This window comes from Variovorax sp. 05L425, assembly GCF_056397705.1.
This window is the reverse complement of record NZ_JBFTNY010000061.1, coordinates 1-2,471: the sequence shown is the minus strand read 5'-3', so window position 1 is coordinate 2,471 and position 2,471 is coordinate 1. Positions and strand designations below refer to the sequence as shown.

Sequence of the window (2,471 nt, the reverse complement as noted above, 5' to 3'; positions counted from 1 at the left end):
CGAAGCGCGCAGCCTCAGGCGGATCAGGGCCGCGTGTGTCTGAGCGAAGCGAGTTTCACGCGGACCCCGCCTGAGGCGAGCACTGCAGGGAAGCCCGAAGGGCCGGCGCAGCGGGGTCGCACAGCCCGCACCGCATACCGGGCGGACCCCCCCAACAGACGCCCCCCACTCGTCCAAACGTATTACCCAAAGGAGACCTGACCCATGAAATTCCGTCGTTCCCTGCTCGGCGTCCTGGCCGTTGCTGCCGCGTTGGGCGGCTTCTCCGTAGCTGCCGCCGCGCAGACCTACAAGGCCGAATACAAGATGTCGCTGGTGCTAGGCCCCCCGACGCCGTGGGGCGAAGCCGGCCGCATCTGGGCCGACCTGGTGAAAGAGCGAACCCAAGGCCGCATCAACATCAAGCTCTACCCCGGCGTGTCGCTGATCCAGGGCGACCAGACGCGCGAGTTCAGCGCATTGCGCCAAGGCGTAATCGATATGGCCGTAGGCTCGACCATCAACTGGTCCCCGCAGGTCAAGCAGCTCAATCTCTTCTCGATGCCCTTCCTCATGCCCGACTACGCGGCCGTTGACGCGCTCACACAAGGCGAAGTCGGCAAGGACATCTTCAGCACGCTCGACAAGGCCGGCGTCGTGCCGCTCGCATGGGGCGAAAACGGCTTCCGCGAAATCACCAACTCCAAGAAGCCCATCAAGTCCCCCGACGACCTGAAGGGCATGAAGATCCGCGTCGTCGGTTCGCCGATCTTCTCCGACATGTTCAGCACACTCGGCGCCAACCCGACGCAGATGAGCTGGGCCGACGCGCAACCCGCGCTCGCCAGCGGCGCTGTCGACGGCCAGGAGAACCCGCTCTTCCTGTTCACCGTGCTCAAGATGCAGACCGTCGGCCAGAAGTTCGTGACCACCTGGGGCTACGTCTGCGATCCGCTGGTGTTCGTCGTCAACAAGGAAATCTGGGCCTCATGGACGCCTGCCGATCAGGCGATCGTCCGTCAGGCCGCAGTCGACGCCGGCAAGCAAAACATCGCGTTGGCCCGCAAGGGACTGACCGGTGCCGACAAGCCGGTGCTCAAGGACATCGCCGGCATGGGCGTGACAGTGACCCAATTGACGCCGACGGAACGCGATGCCTTCGTCAAGGCCACGCGTCCGGTCTACACCAAGTGGAAGTCGACCGTCGGCAACGACCTCGTGGCAAAGGCCGAGCAGGCCGTCGCGGCACGCAAGCAGTAGTCAACGCCAACGGGACGCGGGCGCTCAGCCCGCGTGCTGCATGAAGCCGTCAAGCACATTGACGGCGTTGGCACCCACCTCCGCTACCGCATAGCCGCCCTCGAAGACGAAAACCGTCGGCAGGCCGGCGCGCGCCAGATCCTCGCCGATGCACAGGTAGTCAGGCGTGGCGAGCGTGAAGCCCGCAATCGGATCGCCCTCGAAAGTATCGAGCCCCAAGGACACGACCAGCGCGCCGGGCTTGAACTCGGCGATGCCGCGCAGCGCATTCTTCAATGCATCACGCCAGACCGTGAAGCCACTGCCGCGCGCCAGCGGCAGGTTGCGGTTGAAGCCCAGCCCCTCGCCGACGCCGCGCTCGTCCGCGTAGCCCAGGTAGTAGGGGTACTCGGTGTGAGGATCGCCGTGGATGCTGGTGAACTGCACATCGGCGCGCTCGTAAAAGATCGCCTGCGTGCCATTGCCGTGGTGATAGTCGATGTCGAGCACTGCGACACGATCGACGCCCGCATCGCGCAACGCCTGCGCGGCGATGGCCGCGTTGTTGAGGAAGCAATAACCGCCGAAGAAGTCCGCGCCGGCATGGTGTCCCGGTGGCCGTGTGAGCGCGAACGCGGCGCGCTCGCCTTGCAGCGCGCGCGTGGCAGCGGTCAGCGCGCAACAAGCGCCCGCGCGTGCGGCTTCCCAGGTGCCGGCGGTGAGTGGCGTGCCCGCGTCATAGGAAAACAAGCCCATGCGCGCGGGGAAGCTGGCCGGCAGCACGTCGGAACGGAAGGTGCGAATCGGCCAGTACGAAGGCAGTGCATCGCGCTCGGCATTGGCCGGATCGAGTGCGACCCACTCGCTCCAAGCGTGGGCGAGGAAATCGAGATAGCGCGGTGCGTGGACGCGGGCGACGGCGGCATCGTCGAATGCATCCGGCGATTCGATCGCGCCGAGCTTGCGCTGCTTCAGTTCCTGCAGGACGTAGTCGGCACGGGCCGGTATTTCGAAGCACGGCACGAGTTCGCCGCGGAACATCTCCAACTTGCCGTGGTGGACCGCGTGGCGGTCGTTGTAGATCGTGAGCATGTATGTAGCGTAGCGCCTGAACACCCCCGGAGCCCGGTATGCGGTGCGGGCTGTGCGACCCTTCTGCGCCGCCGAAGCGCGCAGCCTCAGGCGGATCAGGGCCGCGTGTGTCTGAGCGAAGCGAGTTTCACGCGGACCCCGCCTGAGGCGAGCACTGCAGG

General features: G+C 66.0%; 2 protein-coding genes. One reads left to right on the top strand and one right to left on the bottom strand.

Annotated elements, in window-relative coordinates:
* Nucleotides 1-204: 204 nt before the first annotated feature.
* Entirely contained in the window at nucleotides 205-1,239 is a 1,035-nt protein-coding gene (locus tag AC1DN9_RS29920) for a DctP family TRAP transporter solute-binding subunit (protein WP_478105996.1), read from the top strand.
* A 24-nt stretch (nucleotides 1,240-1,263) separates the two neighbouring features.
* Here AC1DN9_RS29920 and AC1DN9_RS29915 read toward each other — a convergent pair whose 3' ends face one another.
* Nucleotides 1,264-2,310 (bottom strand): histone deacetylase family protein, encoded by a 1,047-nt coding sequence (locus AC1DN9_RS29915; protein WP_478105995.1) that lies wholly within the window; start codon nucleotides 2,308-2,310, stop codon nucleotides 1,264-1,266.
* Nucleotides 2,311-2,471 lie beyond the last annotated feature (161 nt).